Source organism: Bifidobacterium sp. UTCIF-38 (assembly GCF_006454495.1).
GTDB classification, from domain to species: Bacteria; Actinomycetota; Actinomycetes; order Actinomycetales; family Bifidobacteriaceae; genus Bifidobacterium; species Bifidobacterium callitrichos.
In genome coordinates this window covers 1-25,619 of record NZ_JFAL01000019.1, presented here as the reverse complement: position 1 = coordinate 25,619, position 25,619 = coordinate 1, and the positions used below count along the sequence as shown (strand labels likewise).

25 protein-coding genes and 3 pseudogenes are annotated in these 25,619 nt (G+C 62.6%); 18 read left to right on the top strand and 10 right to left on the bottom strand.

The features are described from left to right. Window positions 1-28 precede the first annotated feature (28 nt). The 5 genes from BW11_RS06345 (at window position 29) to BW11_RS06325 (ending at window position 4,317) form a co-directional block, all read left to right on the top strand. Window positions 29-631, top strand: coding sequence for an NUDIX hydrolase (locus BW11_RS06345; RefSeq protein WP_140445082.1), 603 nt, complete (start codon window positions 29-31; stop codon window positions 629-631). Between the two features lie 97 nt (window positions 632-728). Then, window positions 729-1,286 carry a MarR family winged helix-turn-helix transcriptional regulator gene (locus BW11_RS06340; RefSeq protein WP_258184568.1) on the top strand — a complete coding sequence of 186 codons (558 nt, stop codon included), beginning with the start codon at window positions 729-731 and terminating at the stop codon, window positions 1,284-1,286. Then, window positions 1,283-2,779 (top strand): DHA2 family efflux MFS transporter permease subunit, encoded by a 1,497-nt coding sequence (locus BW11_RS06335; protein WP_140444981.1) that lies wholly within the window; start codon window positions 1,283-1,285, stop codon window positions 2,777-2,779. The genes BW11_RS06340 and BW11_RS06335 overlap by 4 nt, the downstream gene beginning before the upstream one ends. 199 nt (window positions 2,780-2,978) lie before the next feature. After that, window positions 2,979-3,785, top strand: coding sequence for a sulfite exporter TauE/SafE family protein (locus tag BW11_RS06330; protein ID WP_219909196.1), 807 nt, complete (start codon window positions 2,979-2,981; stop codon window positions 3,783-3,785). A 133-nt stretch (window positions 3,786-3,918) separates the two neighbouring features. Beyond that, the gene (locus tag BW11_RS06325) at window positions 3,919-4,317 is read left to right on the top strand and encodes a cupin domain-containing protein (RefSeq protein ID WP_140444979.1); all 399 of its coding nucleotides are present in this window, start codon (window positions 3,919-3,921) and stop codon (window positions 4,315-4,317) included. 16 nt (window positions 4,318-4,333) lie between these two features. Here the strand turns inward: BW11_RS06325 and BW11_RS06320 are convergent, their stop codons facing one another. Together BW11_RS06320 and BW11_RS06315 are read right to left on the bottom strand one after the other, a co-directional pair. Further along, the gene (locus BW11_RS06320) at window positions 4,334-5,389 is read right to left on the bottom strand and encodes an ATP-binding protein (RefSeq protein WP_181162522.1); all 1,056 of its coding nucleotides are present in this window, start codon (window positions 5,387-5,389) and stop codon (window positions 4,334-4,336) included. Between the two features lie 68 nt (window positions 5,390-5,457). Further along, window positions 5,458-6,549, bottom strand: a complete 1,092-nt coding sequence (locus BW11_RS06315) for an FAD-dependent oxidoreductase (protein ID WP_140444977.1) — start codon at window positions 6,547-6,549, stop codon at window positions 5,458-5,460. A gap of 230 nt (window positions 6,550-6,779) precedes the next feature. On the opposite strand from BW11_RS06315, the pseudogene BW11_RS12040 reads away from it, so the two are divergent. Next, window positions 6,780-6,959 (top strand): annotated as a pseudogene (locus tag BW11_RS12040) (hypothetical protein); the annotation flags it as partial. 302 nt (window positions 6,960-7,261) lie between these two features. Here the strand turns inward: BW11_RS12040 and BW11_RS06305 are convergent. The 3 genes from BW11_RS06305 to BW11_RS06295 all read right to left on the bottom strand — a co-directional run bounded on the left by BW11_RS06305 (window position 7,262) and on the right by BW11_RS06295 (window position 8,601). Further along, complete coding sequence (locus BW11_RS06305; RefSeq protein WP_140444975.1) at window positions 7,262-7,786, bottom strand: NAD(P)H-dependent oxidoreductase; 525 nt, start codon at window positions 7,784-7,786, stop codon at window positions 7,262-7,264. A 198-nt stretch (window positions 7,787-7,984) separates the two neighbouring features. Continuing rightward, window positions 7,985-8,215, bottom strand: coding sequence for a TetR-like C-terminal domain-containing protein (locus BW11_RS06300; RefSeq protein WP_140444974.1), 231 nt, complete (start codon window positions 8,213-8,215; stop codon window positions 7,985-7,987). After that, window positions 8,212-8,601, bottom strand: coding sequence for a TetR/AcrR family transcriptional regulator (locus tag BW11_RS06295; protein WP_140444973.1), 390 nt, complete (start codon window positions 8,599-8,601; stop codon window positions 8,212-8,214). Before BW11_RS06295 ends, BW11_RS06300 begins: the two co-directional genes overlap by 4 nt. A 171-nt stretch (window positions 8,602-8,772) precedes the next feature. Here BW11_RS06295 and BW11_RS06290 point away from each other — a divergent pair, with 171 nt between their 5' ends. Together BW11_RS06290 and BW11_RS06285 are read left to right on the top strand one after the other, a co-directional pair. Then, window positions 8,773-9,717, top strand: coding sequence for an SDR family NAD(P)-dependent oxidoreductase (locus BW11_RS06290; RefSeq protein ID WP_219846726.1), 945 nt, complete (start codon window positions 8,773-8,775; stop codon window positions 9,715-9,717). Between the two features lie 403 nt (window positions 9,718-10,120). Further along, on the top strand, window positions 10,121-11,428 hold the full coding sequence (locus BW11_RS06285; protein ID WP_258184578.1) for an MFS transporter: 1,308 nt from the start codon (window positions 10,121-10,123) through the stop codon (window positions 11,426-11,428). Here the strand turns inward: BW11_RS06285 and BW11_RS06280 are convergent. Continuing rightward, entirely contained in the window at window positions 11,336-12,085 is a 750-nt protein-coding gene (locus tag BW11_RS06280; protein ID WP_140444971.1) for a TetR/AcrR family transcriptional regulator, read from the bottom strand. The two genes, BW11_RS06285 and BW11_RS06280, sit on opposite strands and share 93 nt — an antisense overlap. Before the next feature lie 135 nt (window positions 12,086-12,220). Between BW11_RS06280 and BW11_RS06275 the strand changes: the two genes are divergently transcribed. Next, window positions 12,221-12,922: an ABC transporter ATP-binding protein gene (locus tag BW11_RS06275; protein ID WP_140444970.1), complete on the top strand. Its 702-nt coding sequence runs from the start codon at window positions 12,221-12,223 to the stop codon at window positions 12,920-12,922. A gap of 8 nt (window positions 12,923-12,930) precedes the next feature. Then, window positions 12,931-15,663 (top strand): ABC transporter permease, encoded by a 2,733-nt coding sequence (locus tag BW11_RS06270; RefSeq protein ID WP_181162521.1) that lies wholly within the window; start codon window positions 12,931-12,933, stop codon window positions 15,661-15,663. Between the two features lie 8 nt (window positions 15,664-15,671). Here the strand turns inward: BW11_RS06270 and BW11_RS06265 are convergent, their stop codons facing one another. After that, window positions 15,672-16,067 (bottom strand): hypothetical protein, encoded by a 396-nt coding sequence (locus BW11_RS06265; protein WP_375137644.1) that lies wholly within the window; start codon window positions 16,065-16,067, stop codon window positions 15,672-15,674. Window positions 16,068-16,155: 88 nt separating this feature from the next. Between BW11_RS06265 and BW11_RS11830 the strand changes: the two genes are divergently transcribed. Continuing rightward, window positions 16,156-17,253, top strand: coding sequence for a substrate-binding domain-containing protein (locus BW11_RS11830; RefSeq protein ID WP_181162520.1), 1,098 nt, complete (start codon window positions 16,156-16,158; stop codon window positions 17,251-17,253). Between the two features lie 77 nt (window positions 17,254-17,330). Here the strand turns inward: BW11_RS11830 and BW11_RS06255 are convergent, their stop codons facing one another. Next, entirely contained in the window at window positions 17,331-17,516 is a 186-nt protein-coding gene (locus tag BW11_RS06255) for a hypothetical protein (RefSeq protein ID WP_140444968.1), read from the bottom strand. A gap of 202 nt (window positions 17,517-17,718) precedes the next feature. Between BW11_RS06255 and BW11_RS06250 the strand changes: the two genes are divergently transcribed. From BW11_RS06250 to BW11_RS06225, 7 genes and pseudogenes are all read left to right on the top strand, one after another. Then, window positions 17,719-17,979, top strand: coding sequence for a hypothetical protein (locus tag BW11_RS06250; RefSeq protein WP_140444967.1), 261 nt, complete (start codon window positions 17,719-17,721; stop codon window positions 17,977-17,979). A 305-nt stretch (window positions 17,980-18,284) separates the two neighbouring features. Beyond that, window positions 18,285-19,020 (top strand): annotated as a pseudogene (locus BW11_RS12035) (WYL domain-containing protein); the annotation flags it as partial. Window positions 19,021-19,115: 95 nt separating this feature from the next. After that, window positions 19,116-20,198: pseudogene (locus BW11_RS12030) on the top strand (helix-turn-helix transcriptional regulator); the annotation flags it as partial. A gap of 21 nt (window positions 20,199-20,219) precedes the next feature. Further along, window positions 20,220-20,540: a hypothetical protein gene (locus tag BW11_RS06240; protein WP_043166473.1), complete on the top strand. Its 321-nt coding sequence runs from the start codon at window positions 20,220-20,222 to the stop codon at window positions 20,538-20,540. Window positions 20,541-20,597: 57 nt separating this feature from the next. Then, the gene (locus BW11_RS06235; RefSeq protein WP_258184567.1) at window positions 20,598-23,138 is read left to right on the top strand and encodes an RNA helicase; all 2,541 of its coding nucleotides are present in this window, start codon (window positions 20,598-20,600) and stop codon (window positions 23,136-23,138) included. A gap of 80 nt (window positions 23,139-23,218) precedes the next feature. After that, window positions 23,219-23,563, top strand: coding sequence for an RNA polymerase-binding protein RbpA (locus BW11_RS06230; protein WP_043166477.1), 345 nt, complete (start codon window positions 23,219-23,221; stop codon window positions 23,561-23,563). 219 nt (window positions 23,564-23,782) lie between these two features. Further along, a complete protein-coding gene (locus BW11_RS06225; protein WP_140444964.1) occupies window positions 23,783-24,499 on the top strand; it encodes an HAD hydrolase-like protein in 717 nt (238 codons plus the stop codon). A gap of 58 nt (window positions 24,500-24,557) precedes the next feature. Here the strand turns inward: BW11_RS06225 and BW11_RS06220 are convergent, their stop codons facing one another. Further along, window positions 24,558-24,935, bottom strand: a complete 378-nt coding sequence (locus tag BW11_RS06220) for a hypothetical protein (protein ID WP_140444963.1) — start codon at window positions 24,933-24,935, stop codon at window positions 24,558-24,560. 278 nt (window positions 24,936-25,213) lie between these two features. Next, window positions 25,214-25,619 (bottom strand): transposase (locus BW11_RS06215; RefSeq protein WP_140476352.1); only part of this gene is annotated, 406 nt, incomplete at its 5' end.

The following is a 25,619-nucleotide window of genomic DNA, read 5'->3' as shown; positions in this document are numbered from 1 at the left end:
CGCCAAGCCCAACCACCCATACGGGCCGATGCTGGACTGGGCCGTGGAACTGCAGAGCCTCGCGCAGGCGGGGCTGGCCTACGGCGAAAGCGCCTACGACAGGGAGCGCTACCGGCGCATCCGAGACATCGCCGCCGAGATGCTCGCCGTGCAATCCGACCTGCCGTTGGAGAAGGTCAAGGACCTGTTCTGCAACGAGACCGGCTACCAGACGCCCAAGCTCGACACCCGCGCCGCCATCTTCAAGGACGATCGCATCCTATTGGTTCAGGAGAGCGACGGCACATGGTCGCTGCCGGGCGGATGGGTGGACGTCGACCAGTCGGTGCGCGAGAACACGGTCAAGGAGGCCAAGGAGGAGTCCGGACTCGACGTGACCGCCGACCGGGTCATCGCCATACAGGACCGCAACAGGCACAACGTGCCGCCCTACGCCTATGGGATCTGCAAGATCTTCGTGCTGTGCACGGCCGTGGGCGGACACTTCGAACCCAACATCGAGACCCTCCGATCCGGGTACTTCGCCGAGGACGGACTGCCCGAACTCGCCGTGGCGAAGAACACCGCTGATCAGATCGCCATGTGCTTCGCCGCCCGACGCGACCCCGACTGGACCGTGGTGTTCGACTAGCGCCGGGATGCCCTCGCCATATGGGGTGTCGAGGTGTCCAGTGCACCCATATAGTTACCAATGGTCATTATCTTTGGTAACTATATGGAGGTTGCTGATGGACGATCCGAACACGCGGCCGGCATCCGAAGGACTGCCGGCCGCATACGTGCGGCTGCTGCTGGACGCCTGCTGGAAGGCGAAAAGCGTCACCGAGCTCATGCCCGAACTACCCAAAGGCATGAAACCGCGCTACGTACACGTCATAGACGCGGTCTGGCACATCAACGCGCCACACGGACAGGACACGGCCACGGCGCGCGTGGGCGACGTGAGCGCGTTCCTCGGCGTCACCACGCCCAGCGTCGCCAAGCTCATCGGCGAAATGACCGGTCGAGGACTGCTCGTCAAACATGCGGACGACGCCGACCGTCGCGCGGTCACACTCACGCTCACCGAACGGGGACTCGCCATCCGCAAGGCGTATGTGGCGGACTATCACGAGCATCTGAGCGAACTGCTCGCCGGCATCACCCAAGAGGAATGCGAGACCGTGGCGCGCGTGATGAATCGGACGCTGCGGCTCATGCGGGACGACGGCTGGCAGGCGACCGAGAACGATCAGAAGACGGACAGCCGACAGATGACGGACGGAAAGGACGACAACGAATCATGAACGAACGAACCACGCCGCGCACGCAGACACTGCATACGGATCGGACACCGCGATCGCTCCGGACGACGGCCGACGCCAAACGCCCCGTCGGCGCGAAGCTCACCGTCGCCGTCATCGCGCTCTCCATCCTCACCTTCCTCGGCATCCTGTCCGAGACCTCGCTCAACATCGCCTACTCCACGCTCATGGAGGAGTTCTCGATCGGCGCGTCCGTCGTGCAATGGCTCACCACCGGCTACCTGCTGCTGCTGTCCATCGCGATCCCGAGCTCGCCGTTCATGGTGCGCCGGTTCGCCACCCGCGCCCTGTTCGTCGCGGCCGTCGCGATCTTCACGCTCGGCACGCTGATCGGCGCGCTCGCCTCGAGCTTCCCGATGCTGCTGGCCGCACGTCTGGTCATGGCGCTCGGCACCGGCATCTCGCTGCCGCTCATCACCAACATCATCCTGGAGAAGGCCCCGCTCGAACAACGAGGAGCGATGCTCGGCATCGTCAGCCTCGTCACCTGCGCCGCCCCCGCCGTGGGACCGGTGTTCGGAGGCGTGGTCATGGAGTACCTCGACTGGCATTGGATCTTCTACACGATGCTGCCGTTCCTCGTGCTCTCGTTCGCGCTCGGCATGGTTTCGGTGCCTGAGATCCGCCATCCGGGGGACAAGGAGCACGCCTCGATCAGCATGCCGTCGCTCATGCTGGTGGCGTTGGGTCTCGCCGGCCTCATCGTGGCGGTGAGCTTCTTCGCCGAATGGAACGGCGACCGGCAGTTCTGGGCCACGCTTGTCGCGGCCGTGGCGGTGCTCGCCGTATTCGTGGCCGTGCAGCTTCGCATGGAGCATCCGCTCATCGAGGTGCGCGTGTTCGGCTACGCGGGGTTCTCGCTCGGCATGCTCATCCTGCTCATGGCCTCGGGCGGTGTGCTAGGATTGAACTTCCTGCTGCCGATCCTGTTGCAGCGCGGCTTCGGCCATGGCTCGCTCGTCGCGGCGCTGATCCTGCTGCCGGGCGCGGTCGTCGGCGCCATCGCGGCCCCGATGATCGGCGGCGCGTTGAAGAGCCATTTCCCGCCGAAGTTCATCCTGTGCGGCTTCATCGGCGTCACCATGACGGACATCGCGCTCATCGTGGGACACGCGAACGTGTGGGTGGTGGCCGTCGCATACGCACTGTTCATGGCGTCCTCCGGCTTCGTGCTCGTGCCCGACCAGACCCATGCCCTCAACCAGTTGCCCGCGCGGCTCAACGCGGACGGTTCGGCCGTGATGAACACCGTCCAGCAGCTGGCCGGCGCGATCGGCACCGCCGTGGCCAGCGCCCTGATCACCGAGTTCGCCGCCTCCGCCGCACGCTCCGGAACCTCGCAGTCCGACTCGTATCTTGAAGGGTTCGCATCGAGCATGTGGGTCATCGCCGGGTTGGCCGTGGCCGGCATCGTCCTCGCCGCGCTCATGTTCCGTTTCTCCACGCGCCTCCCACCCGAGATGGCCAAGGTGTGATTCCGCACGGAACGGCATGAAAAGACCGGCCCCGGTCCCGATATTCGGTTGATTCCCAAACATGCGGGACGCGGGCCGGCTTTCGGGCGTAGGATGAATCACCGTGCTCGCCCGTATGGGTGCCCGCACGCCACATCCTATATGTGCGGAAAACCATGCGGCATGAATGCGAGGCAACGCGCACAAGAGGGAGATGACGATGACGACGGTGGGCGTGATGGCCGTGGTGGCTTTGGCCGCGGTGCTGTACGGATTGGACAAGTCGCTGGCTCCCGGCGCGGGCATCCTCGCCGTGGCCACGCTCACCGCCGTCATGCCCGCCAAGGAGGCCACCGGCATCACGCTCATCATGGCGATCGTGGCCGACTGGAGCGCCATCTGGGCGTACCGCGGCAACGTGTCGCGTCGTTCGCTCATCCGCCTGCTCCCGTTCGTCGCCATAGGCATCGCGGCGGGGGCCGGGTTCCTGTTCGTGGCGGACAACACCGTCACGCGCCTGACGATCGGCGTGATCCTCGCGGTGTTCGTGTCGATGTACTTCCTATCGCTCGCACGCAAACGGATGGCGGGAACGGACCGGACGGCACATGCCGGCCGGAGGCAGGGGACGGAACCGGCCACAGACGACAATGCCGGAAACGGGAAGACGGCGCTCTCCCTCGCCAAACGCGTGGTATGCGGCGCGCTCGCCGGGTTCACCACGATGGTGGCCAACGCGGGCGGGCCGATCACGTCCATCTACTTCCTGTCCGAAAACCTCAGCGTCATGCGGTTCCTAGGCACCACCGCATGGTTCTATCTCATCATCAATCTGGTCAAACTGCCGTTCTCCATCGGCCTGGGCATGATCACATGGACGAACTTCACGGCGATGGCGTGGACGATCCCACTGGTGGTCGCCGCGGTACTCTGCGGGCGTTGGGTGGCCCGGCGCGTGAGCCAGTCCACGTTCAGCATGCTCGTCTACGTGCTGTCCGTCGTGGCGGTCGTCCGTCTGTTCCTGTGAGGCGCCGACGCCTTCCGGTATTGACTTCGAGCGCTTGAGGTCCGTAGCGTACAAAACCGTGCACCCGGACACGACACGATGCACGGCCGGCCGCGACGCCGGCCGACACAAAGAACATAAGGAAAGGACGATCATGGACAATCCAAGCGCATTCCCAATCGGGGAACCGAACGACGCCTACGCGCAGTACTTCGAAGGACAAAGCTACCTGGCTGCGCTCGCCGGCGACGCTCAGGTGAACGTCGCGAACGTGACGTTCGAGGCCGGCTGCACGAACCACTGGCATGTGCACCACGGCGTGTGCCAGATCCTGCTCGCCGTGGGCGGCCGCGGCTACTACCAGATCGAAGGGCGCGACCCGGTCGAGATGAAGCCCGGCGACGTGGCCTACATTCCGCCGGAGACCAAACACTGGCACGGCGCCGCTCCCACCGAGGCGTTCGCGCACATCGCCATCATGCCGAAACGCGATGGTGCCTCCAACGAATGGCTCGAGCCCGTCGACGAGAAGGAATACCGCAGGCTCGCGTAGCCTTGTGGGGCATCGTCTATTGCAGGAACCAACGCCATGCGGGAACCACATCGATGGTTCCCGCAGGAGTGGTAACGCTTCCCTCCTCCTCATCCAATGAGATAAGCGTTCCGTGTCGTAGGGCCGTATTAGACATAGCTGCCGTGAGGTTGCCTATCTCGCTGCGGAATTTGTCGCTCAACGACGGGTCCGCGAAGTCGACGACGCTTGTGCCGTCAATGCCGGTCCGTACTGCGACCTGGATCAGTTGATATGGCTCTCCGGTCGCTTCGTCCCCGACGACGAAGTCCACTTCCGGGCAGTTTTTGGCTGAATATGAGGCGATCGCGTTGGTTCGGTTGTCGCCGTATCGTCGTTTGAGTTCTATGAACACCGCCGTTTCCAGCCGTTGCCCGAGGTCGAGATGATTGGCGGGCGCCACGGCCAATGAGAGGCCGGGGTCGACGGAGTAGACCTTGTACGAGGATTTGGGGTTGTCGCGAATGGAGAGGGTGAAGTCGCCCACTTTGAATAGCAGGTGTGCATCTTCGAAATCGTCCATCAGATCATACAGCTTGGGGCCGGAGACCGGAACCTGCATGCCGCGCAGGGCTTTGATCTGGGCGTTGACGGAGAATTTGAGTCCCGTGGATCGCATGGCGTTGCGGGAAAAACATGTGGCGACCCGCATCGAGGTGGTGCCGAATCGTTCCAGGACGTCCTTGATTACGATCTCATCCGCATAGCCCTGAAGCATGCGCATGCGGTCAAGCGTACCCATGCGCTGCACGGCGGGGAATCCTCCCACGTTGAGATATTCAACGAACGCGGATTGCAGCGGGCGCCGTGTGTTCGCGGAATACTCCCCGGCGATCCGGGTCGTCGGAATATCGTGGAACAGGCAATACTCCTTGAAACTCAGAGGCCACATCTCCCTTGACAGGGACCGGCCGCGCAGGTTCGTGGGAATGTCCGAAGACAGCAGTTTCGATGAGGAGCCATATATTTCTCCATCTTCTTCTGCCTGCAATGAAGATGCTATCACATCTTCATCTGCGTTCGATGAAGATTGACTTCTATCTTCATCGAACACAAACGAAGATATGGGCGCAGCTGCAGTGAAAGAGGAGAGACCGAAAGCGTGGATACTTCCGCTGGAATCTAATACCGCGGTACGGGCGCGGGCGGGATCTGGCCGGTTTTGTCCTGCATGTCGGAGGCGAGATACTGCATGTCGAGGGCGGCCACGGCGCCGTCCGCGACAGCGGTGACGACCTGGCGCAGGTCCTTGGCGCACACGTCGCCGGCCGCGTAGACGCCCGGGACGTTGGTGCGCTGCTTCGCGTCGACCCTGATGTACCCGCGCTCGTCGAGGTCGACGAAGTCACGGACCAGCGTGGTGTTGGGGATGAACCCGGCGAACACGAACACGCCGAACGTCAGGCCACGGCGTGCCCGGTATTCGGTGGTTTCACCGGTCGTCCGATCCCGCAGTCGGGCCCAGCGCAGACAACCATCGCCCACGGAGCCGTCATCGGCGGATTCCCCGTCGGGCGATGATCCGACCGCTTCCAACACGGTGTCGAACCTGACGTCGATCTTCGGATGGCGCATGCACTTCTCGGCCACCTGCGCGGCGCAGGTGAACCCGTGTCCGCGCACCAGCACGGTGACATGGTCGGCGAACTGCGTCAGGTACACCGCCTCCTCGGCGGCCGAATAACCGCCGCCGATGACGAACACCTCGTAGCCGTTGTAGATGTTGCCCGCCGAGGTCGCGCAGTAGGCCACCGATCGGTCGGCGAACTCCCGCTCGCCCGCGAACCCGGCACGGCGCGGCACCGCCCCGGTCGCGATCAATACGCTGAACGCGCGCACCACGCCCTTGGATGTGGCGACGACCTTGACGTCCCCGCGGGGATCGATCATCTGCACCTTCGCCTCGAGGAACTCCGCGCCGAACCCGGCCGCCTGGCGGTGCATCGACTCGGCGAGCCATTGGCCGGTCGCCCGCTCGATGCCCGGATAGTTGCGCACCTCGGAGGTGAGCGTGATCTGGCCGCCGTACGAACCGGCCTCGACGACCAGCGTGCGGTAGCCGGCTCGCGTCATGTAAATCGCCGCCGACAGTCCGGCGGGGCCGCCGCCGATGATGACGGCGTCGTAGAGATCGCCTTCCGTGTTGTCCCCGGCGACGCCGGTCGGGGAAAGAACGGGCAGCGGCACCGAGGCCGCATCCTTGTTTTCGCTCATGGCCCGTACGGTAGATGCGCAAACCTCACCCCATGTCACGGGCCGGTTACGCCGAGGAAAACCGGTGCCGCGAACAACACGCCAGCCGTTCTTCGCCCGCGATTTCCCCGTATCGATGGACGATCGGCTGGAAGCCAGTCGTCACAAGCAACAGGGGAAAGGGGCAAACACACATACAAGTCTCAGACCGATCACGCTCATAAACGCATATCACCGACGATTCGACCGCCATCGTGACGCACGACCTCAAGGACGCTCCCAAAGACATCCCCAAGGAGGACGGCTGGCTTCTCCGCGTCACGTTGCTGCTCGCCGGCCAGGCCCTCTCGCTTTTGGGTTCCAGCATCGTGCAGTATGCCATCTGGTGGTGGATAGTCATGCAGACCCACACCGGCTCGGCCATGCTGCTCGGCGGCGCGCTCATGTCCGCGTTCGGCTCGAAGCTGCTACGGAAGGCCCGCGCGCATGCCAGCGACGCAAGCGCCCTGCTGACCTCGCTCAGAACGATCGCCGGAGCGCTGGGTTCTGCCGTGTTCGTCGCCGTCATGGTCGCCTGCGGCAACGATCCGACCGGCGTGAGCGTGGCGTTCTGGGCCATGATCGCGCTGACGGCCGTCGGCTTCGTCATGACCGTCCTCTTCTGCCGCAGGCGCTGAGCCGGTTCCCCGGGATCACATCGTCGAGTCCCGGGAACCGGCGTCTCTCGATCAACTCACTTGGTCAGGAACGCCTTGTACGCCTCGGCCTGCTCGGCCAGCGTCTCGTCGCTGATGCCGAAGGACGCGAACGTGACGAACGGCTTGACCCACGTGGCGTTGATGTGGTTGGCGGTGCCCTCGAACGGCACGAGCACCTGGTCGATGGTGAAGCGGTTGTCGCCGTCCGGCTGATACTTCGACTCCGGTGATCCGGTGGACACGGCGACGACGAACTCCTTGCCCTCGAACGCGTGGCCTTCGGAGCCGTACGCCCAGCCATGCTCGAGCACCACGTCCTCCCACTCCTTGAGGAGCGCGGGGGAGGAGAACCAGTAGAGCGGGAACTGGAACACGACGCGGTCGGCGGCCTCGACGGCCTGCTGCTCGGCCTTCACATCGATGTTGCCGTCCGGATACAGCGCGTACTCGTCGCGCACGATCACGTTCTCCAGTTCGCCGGCGGCCTCGGCCAGCGTCTTGTTCACGTGGGACTGTCCGCCCAGGTCCGGGTGGAACACCAGCACCAGCGTCTTCTTCATATCATGCTCCTTGTCTTCGATGTGTTGTCGTCGACGATGTCGACGGTCGCATATGGTTTCGTTAGACCGTTGCCCGGCATCCCGATGCCAGTCACCAGTGTCGCAGACAGCACGGCGGCCACGCACTGCGCTACGTCGTAGGCGAACACGGCAGCCTGCGTCCGCAAGTCGCATAGGCGGCATTCGCATCCGTCCTGGTCAGTCGGCCACAGCCTCGTCGGCACCGGCATTCGCCGTGCAGCCGGTGCCGAATTCGGCGGCGGTCGCCACGCCACGGTGCATCAGCGCGGTCATGATGTCCGCCAGTTCCTCCTCCGGCGCGTCCAGGTCCGAAAGGACCCATTGTTCGATTACCGCGTAGATCGCGCCCGCCCAGAACCGGCTCGCGTAGCGTGGTCCGGTCTCGCCCGCGGCGGGCCCACGGTTCATGTGCGTTGCATCGCGTCAGCGATCCGCCCGCCGTAGCCGGCCTCCAACAGCAGACGATATTGCGGTGCGACGTCGCGCACGGCGGCGAGCATCGCCATCCACGCGTCGCGCGTCTGCGTGAGCGGGTCGTATGCGTTCAGGGTGCGGTCGACCGCTTCGATGAGACCGTTCAGGTATTCGGCGAGTATCGCCTCCTTCGACGCGTAGTTGCGGTAGTAGGCGTTGCGTGAGACCCCAGCCTGCCGCGCAATGTCCGTCACAGTAATCGTGGCGAACGGTTTCGTCTCCATAAGGCGGATGAGTGCGCCTTCGATGCACTCGCGCACGAACGCGTTCGACTCCTCGTTGTTGCGGTGGAGGGTGATGAGTCTGCGGTCGGTTGCCATGTCACAGTTCCCCGCCTTCTGTCATGTCCGACGCCGGCTCGCTTGCGCTGCGGCGTCGATGTCCGATAGCGTCGATGGTGTCACACATGTTACATCACATCGGCGGCGCATCCGCGCGGGACACGCAGGATAACAGCCACCGCAACGGACGGAACGGAGGACGGAACCACCATGAACGATGGCACCATGAATCACGCGATCGGACACCCGGAGAGCAGGGAAGGCGCGAAGATCATACTCGTCACCGGCGCATCCGGAGGCATCGGTAAACGGACGGCGCTTGCGCTCGCCTCGCAGGGTCACACCGTCATCATGCACGGACGCAGCCCGGACAAGACTCGACACGCGTGCGATTGGGTCATCGAACAAACCGGAAACCCCAACGTGACCTGTCACGTTGCCGATCTGTCGCTGATGAGGGAGGTGGCGCGCTTCGCTGTCGAAATCAACGAACGGTACGGCCGTCTCGACGTGCTCGTCAACAACGCCGGAGGGCAATTCGGAAACGAGCGCGAGACCACGGCCGAAGGGCACGAGCGCACGTTCGCGATCAACACGTTGGCGCCGTTCCTGCTCACCAACCTGCTCCTACCGATGCTGGCGAACAGCCCGTCCGCACGCATCGTCACCGTGTCCAGCGAATCATACCGGCAAAGCGGCGCACCCCGGCTCGATGACATCGAACTCGAACACTCCTATTCGCTCGTGCGCGCCTATGGTTCCTCGAAACTGTATGTATGGTGGCTGATGCGGCAGTTCGATGCGCGGCTCAAAGCGGCCGGCGTCGCCAACATCACCGTGAACACCGTCGAACCCGGATCGGCCGTCACCGGATTGCAGCGCGAATCGTTGCGCAAGTCGCCGTTCATGCTACCGCTCGTCATCCTGTGGACGCCGTTCATGCGAACCGCCGCGCACGGGGCTAGAACCAGCGTGCTGATGGCTACCTCTCCGAGCGTCGAAGGGGTGAGCGGCGAGTTCTGGGGTAACCGCAAGCCCAAGCGCATCAACCCGAAATGGATCTCTCCGCAAGGGGAGAAGGCTGTCTGGGAGTATTGTGCGAAGGCGTGCGCAGCGTATCTGGACGGGTCGGCAACACCGATTGACCTTGCCTGACGGAACATCACGCGGCCGACGAGGGCGCGTGCCGAATCACGGCGTTTATGGCGACGACATGGGCATCAACGTTCACGCCCATGTGGTCGCCATATACGTATACGCTCTGAACCCATGTGTTCCCTACTGATGACCATGTGCCCACAGACCGATGGTCTGCTGGGCCGATACGAGTACTGAGGCCCGAACCGCGACCGTTCGAGCCCAAGCGAAGCTGTACCCAAATGCGCGTAAGGCACGCCCGATCATCGCCATCCATCATTGTCATCAAGCAAACGGCGCGATACGCCACGTTTCCCACGTATGCGCCCAACGAAGAAAGTCCGAGAACACATCCATGTCTCAGAACAACCGTGCCGTCGAAACGACGGCAATCGCACATGACCGGCGCGAGGACGGCTGGATGCGCCGCGTCGCGCTCCTGCTCGCCGGCCAGGCGTTCTCCCTGCTCGGCTCCAGCATCGTCCAATACGCCCTGTGGTGGTGGATCGTCCTCGAATCGCGCACCGGCGCGTCCATGCTGTTCGCCACCCTGTTCGGCGTGGTGCCGCAGGCCATCGTCTCCATGTTCGGCGGCCCCATGGCCGACCGGTACAACCGCAAGATCCTCATCATGCTGCCCGACCTTGTCATCGCGGCCGTCACTGTGTTCCTGTCCGTGAGCTTCGCGCTGGGATGGGCGAACCTCGCGGTGATTTTCGCGGTCCTGTTCATCCGCTCGGCGGGCGGCGGCATCCAGATGCCCGCGGTCCAATCGTTCATCCCCGATGTGACGCCTACGGGCAAGTTGCTGCGCGTCAATTCGATCTACGGCGTCATCAATTCGGCGAACATGATCGTCGCGCCGGCGATCGCCGCCGTGCTCATCAACATGGTGCCGTTGTGGTCGATCCTGCTGGTCGATGTGACGACCGCGGTCATTGGCGTCGGCTTCGTCGCGATGATCCGTGTGCCGGCGAAACGTCCGGCGGACGGATCAAAGGTAGATGCCGACGTGGCCGACGCAGCAGGGGAGCCGTTGCCGGACGGACCGCTGCCGCTCGCCGTGCTCAAGCGCACGTTCGCGGATCTGAAGTCCGGCTTCGCCTACACGATGGGCAACCCGCGTCTCAAGGGCGTGATCGTAGGCGACGCGCTCACGTGCTTCGTGGCCGTCGCCCCGATGAATCTGACGCTGCTGCTCATGACCCGCGAATACGAGGGCATCGACCTGCATCTGGGATTCGTGAACCTCGTCACCGCGTCCGACAAGCTCGCCGCCAATGAGCTCGGCTGGAGCGCGGGCATGCTGCTCGGTGGCGCGCTCATGTCCACGATCGGCGCGAAGGTGCTGCGTGACGGCCGCTCACAGATGCGCATGGTCGTGTTCGGCATCGCCATGGTGGGCGTCACCGTCATCGGGCTCGGCACCGCTCCCAACCTGCTCGCCTATCTCGTCATCAACGTGCTCAACGGCATGTCGTCGGCCATCTGCGTCGGTCCGATGCGCACGATCATGCAGTCCGAATCCGACGAGTCGATGACCGGCCGCGTCTTCGGTCTCGATACCACGCTCGCCACGTTCGGCATGCCGCTCGGCATGCTGATCTTCGCCCCGCTCGCCGACGTGATCCCGATCTCATGGGTGTTCATCGCCGGAGGCCTGCTCACCCTGCCCGTCGCCTGGTACGTGCTGTATTTGACCCGGCGCGGCGTATCCGCGCGAACCTGAGTCGCGTCCGGCGCCGTCCATGCCTATCGGGGCGGCATGCCCGCTGGGCTTGGCTGTTTGGTTTTCGCCAGCGTCCGCGGTATGCGGGGTGATGCGTGGGAGCAGCTCCTCGGACATGAACCTGCCGATCTCGGTGGGGTCGATGAGATCGCGATCGTTGATCGCCGCACGGAGGATACCGAGAATGCCAGAGAGATAGAAATGCTTGAGCAGTTCCAGCCGACGTCGTTCCTGCGGGTCTTTGATGTCCTCGACGTTCGGGGTGTCCGGGAACAGAATGGGTTGGATGTACGGCCAGACGCTCTCCTCGGCGCGTGCCACGAACTTCGGGTCGCCATGCGGACCGAGCAGTACCCTGCCGTAGCGAGACAGCGCCACGGGCAGGGCGGTCAGTTCGGGGGTGATGTCGAGCTTGCCGTCATGCACCGATGCATCGAGCATCGCGTCTCGCCGGGCGAGCAGATCGTCCTCGATCTGGTCGCGCACGTCGCGCACCGAGGAGAAGTACAGGTAGAACGTGGCCCTGTTGTAGCCGGCAAGATCGGTGATCTGCTTCACACTGATCTTCTCGATGGGCTTCTCCTCATACAGCTTCCAGAAGGCCTCCTTGATGTTCCTGATGGTCTGTCCGGTCAGTTCCGGGTTCTTCCTGGCCACTACTCACGCTCCTTGAATCACTCGGGGAATCACTCGATATATCACGGGAAATTGTCGATTGATGATTGCCGTCGACCTCATTATCGTGTGATGCGACGACATACTGTCGAGTAATCACAAGAGAGGAAACCCACCATGCCCTTCCTTCAATTCCATGACGTCGTGCGCCGTTACGGCAGCGGCGAATCAGAAGTGCTGGCACTGAACCACGCGACCTTCGACATCGAAAAAGGCGAGCTCGCCGTCATCCTCGGCGCATCGGGCGCCGGCAAATCCACCACGCTGAACATCCTCGGCGGCATGGACCGCGCCACTTCCGGAACCGTCACCATCGACGGCAAGGACGTGACCAAGGCCAGCGAGGCGCAGCTGACCGATTACCGCCGCTTCGACGTCGGATTCGTGTTCCAGTTCTACAACCTTGTGCCCAACCTCACGGCCCTTGAGAACGTGGAGCTCGCCAGCCAGATCTGCCCCGACGCGCTCGACGCCCGCGAAACCCTGAAGAAGGTCGGGCTGGGGGAGAGACTCAACAACTTCCCGGCGCAGCTCTCCGGCGGCGAGCAGCAGCGCGTCGCCATCGCGCGCGCCCTCGCCAAGAACCCGAAGCTCCTGCTGTGCGACGAACCGACCGGCGCACTCGACTACAACACCGGCAAGCAGATCCTCCAGCTGCTGCAGGACGCCTGCCGCGATCGCGGCATCACCGTCGCGCTCGTCACGCACAACTCCGCGCTGGCCCCGATGGGCGACCGTCTGATCCGCTTCCGCTCCGGCAAGGTCACCGAGATCAAGCACAACCCGAACCCGACGCCCATCGCCGACATCGAATGGTAGGAGACGACATGGGACACGCACATGGCGCGCGCAATGCGCGCACGAAACGCACCGTACTCTACAAGGACGCCTGGCGCGCGATCGCAGGCAACGGTAAACGCTTCGCGGCGATCGCGGTGATCTGCGCGGTCGGCGTGATGATGATGGGCGCGCTCTCCTCGATCAGCAACGACCTGCGCGCGGGCATGGACGAGTTCCTCGACACGACGTCGATGCATGATCTGAGCATCGTCTCCACGCTCGGCTTAGACGATGACGACATCGCCGCACTGCGAGACGTGGACGGCGTGTCCGCGGTCGCCGGCGTACGCTCCTCCAACGCGTACACGAAGATCGACGACAGGCAGGCGTCGGCCACCGTGACCGCGCTCAACGACCGCCACATCGACGAACCGTACCTGACCGAGGGACGACTTCCCAAGGCTGCACACGAGATCGCCGTGACCAGCCAGTATCTGACCGACAGCGGCAAGAGGATCGGCGATACGCTCACGTTCACCCCCGACGAGTCGACAGCGTCGGCAGTGTCGGCCCTGTCCTCCACGTCAGGCACAGCCGATGAATCGACCGGCACGTTCGAGGACGGCGACTACACGATCGTCGGCACGGTCATCGATCCGAACGACATCGTCAACCCCACCGGACCGCTCGCACTCGTGACCGCAACGAAGACCGTGTACCCACTGTTCGTCGCCCCGCAGGCGGTGGCCGACGACAACACGCCGTACACGTCCGCCGCGATCAGGGTGGACGAGGCCAACGCGATGAACACCTACGATGACGCCTACCTCGAGCGCGTGTCCGACGTGCAGTCGAACATCGAGAAGATCCAGTCCGAGCGTGAACAGACACGCACGGGCACGGTCAAGGACGCCATCCGCGAACCCGTCCAGCAACAGCTTGACGAGCAGAAGGCGAAGCTCGCGGCCCTGCCGGACGGCAACCCCGCCAAAACGGCCGCCGAGCAGAAGATCGACGAGGCCGAATCACAGCTGGATGACAAGCTCGATGCCATGCCCTCCGCCACATGGGTCATCCGCGACCGCAGCGTCCTTGCCAGCTGGGCGGACGTGAAGACCGAATCCGAGATGATCAGTCGTCTCGGCAAGCTGTTCCCGATCCTGTTCCTCGTCATCGCGATCCTCGTGAGTCTGACCGCGGTGGCACGCATGGTGGAGGAGGACCGCCAGCTCATCGGCACCTACAAGGCGCTCGGCTATACGCGGCACGAGACGATGCTCAAGTACCTCATCTACTCGGCAGCCGCCGTGCTCGTCGGCGGCGCCATCGGCGACCTGATCGGCCTGCTCGGACTGCCGTTCGTGTTCACCAAACGCATGCTGCACCTGCTGTACGTGATCCCCACCTACCCGCTACTCATCGACTGGACGATCGGACTGGGCGGCATCGCCCTGTTCCTCGTGCTCATCACCGGCAGCGCGATGGCAGTATGCGCCGGCTCGCTACGGCTGAACCCAGCCGAACTGCTGCGTCCGAAGGCGCCAAAGGCCGGCAGAACCATCCTGCTGCAGCGAATCGGCTTCATTTGGAACCACCTGAGCTTCCTCGGCAAGGTGACCGCGCGTAACCTGTTTAGATACAAGTCCCGCGCGCTGATGGTGATCATCGGCGTGCTCGGCTGCACCGCGCTCATGACCGCCGGATTCGGCATGGGCTCGTCGGCTCTCACGCTCATGCCTCGCCAGTTCGACGAGATCGCGAAATACGACATCATGGCCGCGACCTCACCGGCCGACCATGATGCGGCGCAGCGTGACCTCGACAGCAACCATGACGTTGAATCCTCGCTGCCGATGCACATCGAAAGCGGCACGCTGTCCTCAACGGCAGGGCAGACGGAGGGATCCGACGGCAGCGACTCCGACGAGAAGCTCACCGCGCAGCTCATGGTCGTGCCCGACGGCGAATCCCTCGACGGCTACCTTGATCTGCATACGAGCGACGGGGAGACGATCACGCTCGACACCTCCGATTCGGTATCCGCGATCGTCACCGCCAACGCCGCGAAAACCCTATCGCTGTCCAAGGGAAGCAGGGTCTCCCTGGCCGACGCGACGAACAACACGACCGAGGTGCAGGTGACCGGCGTGGCCCAGTACTACACCGGCAACATCGTGGTCATGTCCGAAAGCGCATACCGCGCCGCCTTCGACATCGACAGTGATACGGATTTGACGCTCAATGCCGACCTCATCAAGGTGAAGGGCGATGACGACGCGCAGATCGCATTCGCCGACCGGCTGGCCTCGCAGGACGAATACCTGTCCGTGACGAGTGCCGCCAAGCAGATGAGGGACTTCGGCAAGAGCTTCATGATCTTCTTCGTGATGATCGGCTTCATCGTCGTCATGGCGGCCATCCTCGCCGTGGTGGTGCTCTACACGCTCGCCTCCACGAACATCTCCGAGCGCGAACGCGAGCTCGCCACCATCAAGGTGCTGGGCTTCCGCAAGCGCGAGGTGCACGGGTACGTGAACAAGGAGATGCTGCTGCTCGCCTGCCTAGGCATCGCGATCGGTCTGCCGTGCGGCCGCGGCCTGCTCGGATTCCTCCTGAGTCAGCTCGATCTGCCGGGCATGAACATCGTGCCGAATGTGGCATGGTACTGCTATGCCGTTGCCGCGCTGCTGGCATTGCTGTTCACCGTGCTGGTCGAACTCGCCACGAACCGCTCTCTCGACCGCATCGACATGGTCGGCGCGTTGAAGAGCCCCGAGTGACGAACGAATCAGAACAACGGATCCATGTCCGCCCCCGATTCGCCGATCGCATCGGCACGGGGGCGGACGCGTGCCTCAACGATCCATGAACCGCTTTCGTCCAGCCGCGCCCTAGCCTCGAAGGCCCCCGTCTCGAATCCGCGTCGAATGCCGTTGTTGATCTTGTATGCGGCCTTGCGCGCCGCCGAACGGTTCGCGGCGTCCGCGACGAGATGCCATCCCTCGTGGGTGAGTAGCCAACGGGCGAGCTTGGGGCCATTGCGCTTGACGTTGAGCTGCTGTTCGTCCTCCACAGTCGCCTTCGGCGATTCCAATCCCAATTCGCGCAGACGGAACAGCCATGCGCGCGCGGAGGCCCTATCGGGAAAATCGAAGATTATACGCACGCGATCCATGCGCTTCACGATACGCGACCGGATACATCGACTCGCCGCATCCCGCGTATCGTTGGAATCATCGCATGAACCCGTACGGATAGGGGAGGGAAGCCACATGGAGACGAAACGAATCCCGGCAAAACTCATCGGACTGATCGCCCTGCTGGCGGCGGTTGCCATCGTGTTCGGGCTGGTCGTATGGAACGCCTCCCGTCCCGCCCCTACGACCTCCCAACCGACCAGAACCGTCACGGTCGACGGATATCTCGGAGGAGAGAAGATCGGCCTGTTCGACGATCCCGAGTTCGGCAGGATCGCCGCCGCACAGGGTCTCGATGTCTCGTATCGCAAAGCCGGAAGCCTTGCGATGATGGACGCCAATCGAAAGGGCCTCGACTATCTGTTCCCCTCCTCCCGCATCGCCGTCGAATACGGCAAGGCGCAGGGAGTGAAGGCCGTGCGCAGCGATATCGTGTTCAACTCGCCGATCGTCATCTACACGCATAAGGCCGTCGCCGACGGTCTGGTGTCCACGGGGCTCATGAGCGTGAAGGATGGTGTGTATCGCATCGACATGGCCAAGGCGGTCACGGCCATGGAGGCGAACAGATCATGGACGGACGTGGGGTACGCCGCCGGCTACGGACAGTTCCGCATCGACTCGACCGATCCCGTCCAATCGAACTCCGGTAACGAATACGCGGCCCTCATCGCCACCGTCATGAACGGCGGCGCACCCGCCACCACCGAATCGGTCACACGAGACGGCCCACGCGTGAAGGCCATCTTCGAGAAATCGGGATGGATGGAGACCTCCAGCGAGGATTCGTTCAGTCAGTTTCTCACTCTCGGGGTCGGTTCCAAACCCATGACCGTGGGATACGAAAGCCAGATACTTGATCTTGCAGTCAACAAGCCGGACGCGTTCAAGCAGGTCAAGGACGATATCGTCATCGCCTATCCCACGCCCACAGTCTGGAGCACGCATACGCTCATGGCTCTGGATGAGAAGGGGGAGAGACTGCTTGATCTGCTCACATCCTCCGACGTGCAACGTCTCGCGTGGAGACGTCACGGATTCCGGTCCGTCGATTACACCGGCGACGACTCCATCGCGCGGTTCGGTGTGAACGGCGTCGTGGATCAGGTCACGGACGTTGCTGAGCTTCCAGGCAACCAGGCCATGCAGGCGCTTATCACAGCGCTGAAATGACGATTGTCGAATAACTGTCGAATAAACGATGCAATGGGTCCACCAGCAACCCCGTCGGCGGACCCGACGATCAAGGCTCAGTGCCGGGTGGCACCGAGCCTGCCCTGCTCCCTGCGGGACAGCTCCTCAAGCGTGGGCATGGACGCAAGCGTGCTCCGGGCCGACTCGAGTCCTTCGAGCATCGAGCATTGGCTCGGCACCTCGCCGTCGTGAACACGCAACATCCTGAGCATCTCATCACGGCTCATCGGTTTCGCCGTCATCAACAACCTCCCTGACTGACGTCGATTCGTTCTCCATCCAGCTTAATCGCCGTTTGTCTCGACGGTGGGCTAACTTGGCCACCATCGATTTCAATATCGTCGATTCTGCTGCTTTCTGCACTTGTTATCCCATTTTTAGCATCGGGCGGACCAACCCTCCTAGGGTGTCGGCCCTGTTTCCCATTTTTCGAAAGGACCAAGCATGTTCATCAAACAGCGTTCCGTCTTCGACTATCAGGCGATCCTTGCGGATGCGCCGAACGGCATCGAGGCGCGTATCACGCGACTGACTCCCAATCTCACCTACGACGCCACGGTGATCGTTCCCGAATCGTATGGTCTCCCCGCATCCGTCGAGGATAAGGTGGTAGTCACGTCGATGGACCGCAAGGTCGTCCACCGCTCGTTCGACGCGTTGCACGACGCCCGCACATGGGTGAACGATCTGGTCACGACCGCCTGAATCCCCGTCATCGCGCCTCTCTCGAAAACTGCACTCGCCCCGTTGCGACACGCCGTTCGGCATGTCCCGGACGCGTGCAGACGGATACGCGTCCACCCATCGGCCATATACCGTGTGAAGCGGATATTGTCGGGGTCCGAACAGCGGGATCCGGCCCATCGAACCGGCATCGAACCGGCGTCAGGCAAAAATTTGAGACCGAAATTTAGCGAAAGGCACCTCATGGCCTGAAAACACAGTTAATATAGATGGAAGTTGCGTTATGCACGCAGTTGAAATTTAAGATTAACGATACGTGAGGACTAATGGCAGAAGGTAGTACCGGAAGGCGGCGGTTTTCGGACAAGTGGGGTAAGCACGAGCTCGATGTGCTGGCCGTGTTGTCATCCGCATTCCCGCAGTGGCTCACCTCACGTCAGATCGCGCAACGAGTCAAGGCGTACGCCGACTCCTACGGGGAGCTGGCCGATCAGGCAGCCAAGGCCGCTTTCGCCAAGCAGTTCCAGCGCGATCGCGCCAAGCTGGCGGCCATGGGAATCGCCATCGAGTCACGTCAGCCCGAATATTCGTCCAAATCCGAAGGACAGGACTTCGCTTCCTATCGTCTTCAGCTGGGAGACGAACCGCGCGTACGGCTGCGCTTCGACCCGGAGGACATGCCTGTCCTGGCCGCAGCGAACTATCTGGCACGGTCCATGTCGATGTCCAGCGAATCCGATCAGTCGGCGGCAAGCAGCCATGCCTCCCGCACGGCGCCTAGGGTTCCCCAGACCCCGATTCCGGGTCTCGGCCTCGATTCGATCGCCCCGGGACTGGGCACGCAGACCATTCCGGACGCACTCGTCAAGGTCATCGACTCACGCCGTTTCGCCGCCACCATCGACGTGGACGGCGAGCACATCAACGTGGCATATACCGATTCGGATGATCTGGCCATGTACGTGCTCGAGCATCCGGGCGCCTCGATCGTCAGCCCCCAGGAGGCGGCCGACGCGTTCCACCGCCGTCTCGTCGCCGCCGAGGCGCTGGCTCTGGCCGACGCCGACGCCGAGAAGAAGGCCGTCGTCTCCGCCGACACCACTCGAACCGACAACGACCGGGAGATGGACGAGGACGACGGTTCCAAGCAACGTTCCAAGAAGTCGTCGTTCCAGACCGGCAGCGAGGTGGATCGTCGTCTCCGGCTGATGCTGTTCCTCTCCGCGCATCTGGGCGAGGAGTTCTCGCTCGAGGAACTCGCCGAACGGTTCATCGGCCGTCCCCGCACCCCGGAGGAACTCAAGAAGTCCGTCAACGTGATCCACAAGGACATCAACACGCTCACCACCGTTTCCGATGACGGCGAGATGGCCGGAAGCCAGTTCTTCGACATCGACTGGTCACTGCTGGATGCCGAGGGCATCGTATCGGCAACCAATTCGCTCGGCTTGGAACGGCTTGCCGGCATCTCACCCCAGTATCTGAGCATGCTCACCGCATCCGTCAGCTATCTGGCCCATTCGCCGCTGCTCCCGGATGATCAGCGGGCCCAGGCCGAAAGCCTTTATCATCGTCTGCATCAGCATGTCAAGCCCGGTCAGACCCCGTGGCTGAGCCTGACCGGCTACGAACTCGAACCACACAACTTCGGCATGGTCAAGCGCGCCATCACGTCGCAGTCCCTGCTTGACATGACCTACACGGACGGTGCCGGCAACAATCGTCGCCGTCTCGTGGCACCGGTCAAGATCTATGTGGATGAAGGCGTGTACTACGTGGCCGTATGGACCGATGTGGCCAAAGCGGCTCCGGCGGACAAGCAGGACATCATCCTGAAGAATCCCGCCATCAACAAGGCCAACGGCAAGCCACGCACCTGGCAGGTGCTTCGCATCGCCCGCATCGAACAGGCGAAGCTCGTCGAGCCGACCACGCGTCTGGATATTCCGGACATGCCGTTGAGCGAGCTGCGCAAGTGGAGCTTCGACAACGGAACCGCTGCGGCGTTCATCACCGACACGAAGGATATGTCCTTCGTCAAGAACCTGCCCGGTGCCACCGTTACGCCGTGTGGTGACGGCGAGAAGGTGAATCTCATCGTCTCATCCGATTCGTGGTTTGTGGCGTTCTGCATCGCACATGCACGTCATATCGTCGCCGTTGCGCCCGAGACGCTGCGTACGATGATCGTGGCCCGTGCACAGCGCGAGCTGAGTATCGCCGCACGCGACGCGGATTAACGCGGATTAAGGGGAAGAGTCATGCCTTGGTGGATCTGGCTGCTGCTGGCGCTGTTCATGATCGCCATGCTCGTCATCGGTGGCATCTACGTATTCCGACGTGCCCTCGCCGCATTGTCGGTGATCTCCGAAACCGGTGCACGGATCGGAGATCGGCTCACACGTATGAGTGAGCCGGTCGATCAGGAAAATCCTGACGAGGCACCGATATTCACGCAACCGTTGAAGGTCGCCGCCGAGCGCTACGAAGAGGCGCACGTCGGCGTGATCCTCAGGAAGGAAGCCAGACGAGACCGCCATGTTCAGGCATGGCGGCGTTGGCGTCACGGCATTCTCGGATAAATGAGCACAAAGAGCAATATCACAAAGAAACACCGCAACGGCGATCACGATGCGGTCATGTCCTCGCCCGCCGCGAGGTATGCCGCGTTCAGGAAGCGTCAGATCCGCACCTCGAGTGTGGCGTCACGCTTCGCGCGTACCCTGCCGTTCGAACTCGACGACTTCCAGACGCAGGCCGACGAAGCGCTTGAGGCCGGCAAAAACGTCCTCGTCGCGGCACCCACCGGAGCCGGCAAGACGGTCGTGGCCGACTTCGCCGTCTATCTCGCACAGGAGCGCAACGTCAAGGCGTTCTACACCACGCCGATCAAGGCGCTGAGCAATCAGAAATACCACGATCTCGTCGACGTGTACGGTCAGGACAAGGTGGGTCTGCTCACCGGCGACACCTCGATCAACTCCGAAGCGGACATCGTCGTGATGACCACCGAGGTACTGCGCAATATGCTCTACGAGCACTCCACCACACTCGATGCGCTCCATTACGTGATCCTCGACGAAGTGCACTACCTCGCCGATCGGTTCCGCGGACCGGTGTGGGAGGAGGTCATCATCCATCTGCCCGAGCGCGTACGCATCGTGGCACTGTCCGCAACGGTCTCCAACGTCGAGGATTTCGGCAAATGGATCTCATCGGTCAGGGGAGATACCGAACTGGTCGTCTCCGAGCGCCGTCCGGTTCCCCTCGAACAGCATGTCATCGTTCAGCAGGACGACCGCACCGAGCCGGAGATCATCGACCTGTATCAGCGTGACGACTCAGGTGAGCAGACCACCAAGGTCAATCCCGAACTCGCCAATCGCCTCGACCAGCTCGACCGGCGTGCTGCAAGACGTGCCGGCGCGGAGCGTCCTCACAAGGGCCATGATCATGGCCACGGTGGCAAGGGTCGGGGGCGAGCGGGGGCGCCGGCTCGCAAGCCGGAACGGCATACGCCGCGTCGGTGGGCCGTCGTCGACGAACTCAACTTCCTCGATATGCTGCCCGGAATCTACTTCATCTTCTCCCGCAACGGATGCGATCAGGCCGTCGAGCAGTGCATCAACGCCGGGCTCGAGCTCACTAGCGAACAGGAGGCGAAGCGTATCCGCGCCATCGTCGACGAGATGGTCGAAGGGCAGCTCTCGCAGGATGATCTCAAGGCGTTGGGCTTCTCCCGCTTCCGATTCGCACTCGAGGAGGGGTTCGCCTCCCACCATGCCGGCATGGTGGCCCTGTTCCGACAGATCGTCGAACGACTGTTCGAGGAGGGACTCGTCAAGATGGTCTTCGCCACCGAGACGCTGGCCCTCGGCATCAACATGCCCGCACGATGCGTCGTGGTCGAGAAGCTGGAGAAGTTCGACGGCACCGGACACGTGGCGCTGACGCCGGGGGAGTTCACCCAGCTGACCGGCCGCGCCGGACGCCGCGGCATCGACACGATCGGACACGCGATTGTCGTCGATCATCGAGGATTCGTCCCGGCCACGGCAGCGGCGCTCTCCAGCAAGCGCGTCTATCCGCTGCACTCGAGCTTCAAGGCCACGTTCAACATGGCGGTGAACCTGCTCAACGCCAGTGATTACGAGACCAGCCGCATCACGCTCGACCATTCCTTCGCACAGTGGGAGGCGAATGCCTCCGCATGGCAGCTGGAATCGCGCATGGCCACGCTCCGTGAGGCGATCGAGGGCTACGAGCGCGCCTTTGCATGCGATCACGGTGATTTCAGACAGTTCATGACCATTCGCATGCAGTTGAGCGATCTTGAGAAGACCGAACGCAATCGACTCAAACACACGGCCTTCTCCTCTGATCGGGCGCGTTCCGATGCGTTCCGCGATCTGGATCGACGTATCGGCGATCTGCGCAGGCAGGAGCAGCAGCATCCGTGTCGCGAATGCCCCGATCTGCAGCAACATCTCAAATGGGGGCACCGGTGGACTCGCGAAATGCGCGAACTGATGCGTACGCAGGAGCGCTACGATTCACGCACCGGTTCCGTGGCGCGCCAGTTCGATCGCATCTGCGACGTGCTTACCGAACTCGGGTATCTGGAGCAATCAGGTGAGCATGATCTCGTGCTTACCGAGCACGGCCAGCTGCTGCGTCGCCTGTACAGCGAACAGGATGTGGTGCTTGCGCAGGCGATCCTCACCGGCGCTCTCGATCTTCTGCCCCCTGCTGGTCTTGCGGCTGTGCTGTCGCTGCTGGTGTACGAGGCGCGTCGCGGACTCGGTGGCGAACCGCGCTACTATCCCGGATCGGTGCATGGTCCGATCGCCGTGGCCGCAGGAGAACTCAAGGCGATCCGCAACCAGGTCAACGCCCTGTGCGAGGATCACGGACTCGATCCGCTTCCCGATCTTGATGCCGGCATTCTCGACATCATGTACGAGTGGGCCGATGGAAGGGATCTGGCGGACGTCCTGCACGGCGTCGAACTGACCGGTGGCGATTTCGTACGCAATGCCAAGCGGCTTGCCGACGTGCTGCAGCAGATCGCGGCGGCCGAAGCCTATCTCGGCCCTGGCGGCGAATCGCTTGCAAAACGGGCGCGTAGAGCGGTCGAAATGGTCAATCGAGGTGTCGTATCCTATTCCGGTGTCGACTGAGTTCCTCTTCCGGACCGGAATATAACGCTCGTCCGAGCTGTTTCGTAATGTTGATAGGTCGTATAAGGAGGACGTGAACTATGGCAGAACGCAGTCTGCGTGGCATGAGCATCGGTGCGAAGTCGTTGGAATCCGATTCCAACGTCGACTTCGCCGCGCGCGAAGAGGTCGCCTACGTGTGCCCGAATGGGCACCGCACCATTCTGCCGTTCGCCGAGGGAGCCGAGATCCCGGACGAATGGGAGTGCCGTTGCGGTTCGACCGCGCATCGCGAGGGAGAGGACGCCGAGGCCAACGAGATCGCCAAGCCAACGCGTACCCACTGGGACATGCTGCTTGAACGTCGTAGCGAGGAGGAGCTCAAGGAGCTGCTCGAGAAGCGCCTGCAGATGCATCGCGACGGCTGGATTCCCGATTACGAGTGATTGCCTTCGGCATCTCACGGATGGCAACGTATAAGCGATACGAGTACCGCGAACGAGTGTCATGAGTGAACAGTGCATGAACGTTGTGCCCGGCCCGATGGACCGGGCACTTTTCTTCCGTGCTACAACGTAATCTATTCTAGGCAAGCGGCCCGGGGCACAAGAGCAGATGATCCCGTGGCCGATGGAAATGACGAGATAATCAGGGGAGTGACACCGATGGCTGAACATCCGAGGAACGTGGTCCTGCTTGATCTGGACGGCACGCTCACCGATTCCGCGCCCGGCATCATCGCGGCCGTGACCGAGACCTTCAGGAAGATCGGCATGACGGTGCCGGACGACGAGGAACTGCACCGCTTCGTGGGCCCCGCCATCATCACCTCGCTACGTCGCAACCACGTCCCGGAGGATAAACTCGACGAGGCCGTCGACATCTACCGCGACTACTACGCCAACCAGAACGTGTTCGATGACCCGAACAACCCCGGACAGAAGGTCGCCGGACGCTATGTCAACAAGGTGTTCGACGGCATCGCCGAGCAGCTTGATGTGTTGCGTGCTGACGGCTATTACCTTGCCGTGGCCACCTGCAAGCCCGAATACCAGGCCAAGCCGATCTGCGATCGATTCGGCGTGACGCCGATGGTGTCCGGAATCTATGGAGCCAGCAAGGACAACTCGCGTCTGACCAAGGAACAGGTCATCCGCTACTGCTTCGAACACATCGACTTCGACGCGGCCGCCGGCGACAGGGCGCTCATGGTCGGTGACCGTTGGACCGATGCAGACGGCGCTCTGGCATGCGGACTTGATTGCCTCGGCTGCGGTTGGGGATACGCCGAACCCGGCGAGCTCAAGGAGCACGGCTGCTACCGCATCATCGACGACATCGCCGATCTGAGCACCGCGGTCGAGGAGTACTTCGCGAAGTAGAGTTGCGGCGGTGACATTCCGTTGGTGGTGACATCCCGTCAGTTGCCCGGATCGATGCTCATGCGGATGTAGGCGGCGTGCTGGCGTAGCCGAGATCCTTGCCCATGCGGTTGGCTATCACCGATGTTGAGGAAGGACCGTCATTCTGGGCCATCGCCAATAGGTATGTCTTGTCCACGGGGGAGAGGCTGTCCAGTTCCGGACCGTGCACCATGTCTCCCAGTCGGGAAAGCGCCTTGGCGATGCCCTGCTCCGCGTCCTCCATGGAGATGACGGGATCCAGAGGATGCAGGCGGCTGGCGAGCCGCCAGATGTGGTAGCCGACCAGTTGCACCATGAACGGGTAGCCATAGGTGGCTTCGGTGGCGATGCTCAGCGCCTGACCGGCAATCGTCATGCCGGATTCGGAGAAGGTGTCCTCAAATGCTTCCGCCACCTCTGGCGCCGGTGATGCGCATCAGACGTGATGGGGCGCCAGGGCCATCGCCCAGTCCCTCCGTGAAATCATCGATGACTTCATCCCTGCCTATCAGCAATGGGGGAGTATGGCCTGCACTGGGCTTGAAGGGATTCCCGTTCGCCCTGACCATAGCAGTCCTTTCAGGAGAATTATGAAACATTCATAAAGATTATAAAACATTATGAAAACATAAAAAGCTCCTCACGATCTTGTGAGGAGCTGGAGAAATGTGAGGCTTCTGTTGTTTTCGTGGGTTAGTTGGTGGGTTGGGGTAGTCGGATGTCGAGGCCGCCGCATCGGAGCATGACCAGGGCGATGAGGTTGTCGACGTGGTGGAAGCCGTAGGCCATACGGATGGTGACCTTGATCCGGTTGTTGAACGCCTCGAGTCTCGCGTTGGAGTAGCCGAGTTCGATGGTGCGCAGGATGTCGGGGCGGCGTCTGCGGATCTTTTTGGAGAGTTCGACGATCTCGGGGATGCGGCTGTGGGACGCCCAGAACACCCAGTGGTTCAACTCGCCCTTGGCCTGTCCGATGGGGTGTTTGAGCAGGGTGCGCAGGAGTTCCTTGAGCTGCCAGGCGCGGTAGAGCTGGCCCTTGGGGTCCGTGTTCCCCAATGCGGTGAGGGATTCGTCCTGCCGGTCGGTCAATTGGTCGGGA

Coding starts and splice junctions, on each gene's coding strand:
- BW11_RS06235 (WP_258184567.1), top strand. CDS start 20,598: ATGTCCTCGCCCGCCGCGAGGTATGCCGCGTTCAGGAAGCGTCAGATC.
- BW11_RS06250 (WP_140444967.1), top strand. CDS start 17,719: ATGTTCATCAAACAGCGTTCCGTCTTCGACTATCAGGCGATCCTTGCG.
- BW11_RS06300 (WP_140444974.1), bottom strand. CDS start 8,215: ATGAACCGTGGGCCCGCCGCGGGCGAGACCGGACCACGCTACGCGAGC.
- BW11_RS06295 (WP_140444973.1), bottom strand. CDS start 8,601: ATGGCAACCGACCGCAGACTCATCACCCTCCACCGCAACAACGAGGAG.
- BW11_RS06345 (WP_140445082.1), top strand. CDS start 29: ATGCTGGACTGGGCCGTGGAACTGCAGAGCCTCGCGCAGGCGGGGCTG.
- BW11_RS06290 (WP_219846726.1), top strand. CDS start 8,773: ATGAACGATGGCACCATGAATCACGCGATCGGACACCCGGAGAGCAGG.
- BW11_RS06325 (WP_140444979.1), top strand. CDS start 3,919: ATGGACAATCCAAGCGCATTCCCAATCGGGGAACCGAACGACGCCTAC.
- BW11_RS06240 (WP_043166473.1), top strand. CDS start 20,220: ATGCCTTGGTGGATCTGGCTGCTGCTGGCGCTGTTCATGATCGCCATG.
- BW11_RS06305 (WP_140444975.1), bottom strand. CDS start 7,786: ATGAAGAAGACGCTGGTGCTGGTGTTCCACCCGGACCTGGGCGGACAG.
- BW11_RS06340 (WP_258184568.1), top strand. CDS start 729: ATGGACGATCCGAACACGCGGCCGGCATCCGAAGGACTGCCGGCCGCA.
- BW11_RS06315 (WP_140444977.1), bottom strand. CDS start 6,549: ATGAGCGAAAACAAGGATGCGGCCTCGGTGCCGCTGCCCGTTCTTTCC.
- BW11_RS11830 (WP_181162520.1), top strand. CDS start 16,156: ATGGAGACGAAACGAATCCCGGCAAAACTCATCGGACTGATCGCCCTG.
- BW11_RS06225 (WP_140444964.1), top strand. CDS start 23,783: ATGGCTGAACATCCGAGGAACGTGGTCCTGCTTGATCTGGACGGCACG.
- BW11_RS06330 (WP_219909196.1), top strand. CDS start 2,979: ATGACGACGGTGGGCGTGATGGCCGTGGTGGCTTTGGCCGCGGTGCTG.
- BW11_RS06335 (WP_140444981.1), top strand. CDS start 1,283: ATGAACGAACGAACCACGCCGCGCACGCAGACACTGCATACGGATCGG.
- BW11_RS06275 (WP_140444970.1), top strand. CDS start 12,221: ATGCCCTTCCTTCAATTCCATGACGTCGTGCGCCGTTACGGCAGCGGC.
- BW11_RS06270 (WP_181162521.1), top strand. CDS start 12,931: ATGGGACACGCACATGGCGCGCGCAATGCGCGCACGAAACGCACCGTA.
- BW11_RS06230 (WP_043166477.1), top strand. CDS start 23,219: ATGGCAGAACGCAGTCTGCGTGGCATGAGCATCGGTGCGAAGTCGTTG.
- BW11_RS06285 (WP_258184578.1), top strand. CDS start 10,121: ATGCGCCGCGTCGCGCTCCTGCTCGCCGGCCAGGCGTTCTCCCTGCTC.
- BW11_RS06255 (WP_140444968.1), bottom strand. CDS start 17,516: ATGACGGCGAAACCGATGAGCCGTGATGAGATGCTCAGGATGTTGCGT.